This window comes from Tritonibacter sp. SIMBA_163, from assembly GCF_046535935.1.
In the GTDB taxonomy this organism is placed as follows: domain Bacteria; phylum Pseudomonadota; class Alphaproteobacteria; order Rhodobacterales; family Rhodobacteraceae; genus Epibacterium; species Epibacterium scottomollicae.
This window is the reverse complement of record NZ_JAWJBP010001534.1, coordinates 1-229: the sequence shown is the minus strand read 5'-3', so window position 1 is coordinate 229 and position 229 is coordinate 1. Positions and strand designations below refer to the sequence as shown.

1 pseudogene is annotated in these 229 nt (G+C 65.1%); it reads left to right on the top strand.

Features of this window, described 5'->3' with window-relative positions:
- Positions 1-62 precede the first annotated feature (62 nt).
- Positions 63-229 (top strand): annotated as a pseudogene (locus R0J92_RS27420) (pyridoxamine 5'-phosphate oxidase); the annotation flags it as partial.

Here is a 229-nt window from a genome sequence, read left to right as displayed (position 1 = left end):
AAGGTCGGCCGCAGCGCATTCCGCTGTCGCTGGCTCAGCTTCACGACCACCTGTGGGCACGCTTGATTCGCGGCGTACACGACCGCCACGCACCCGCGCGGCATCCTACCTTGGCAACCGTCAGCCCAGCCGGCATGCCTCAGGCACGCACGGTGGTGCTGCGCGGCGCAGACAAACAGGCCGCCACACTCACGCTATATACGGATGTGCATTCAGATAAGGTGAGGGC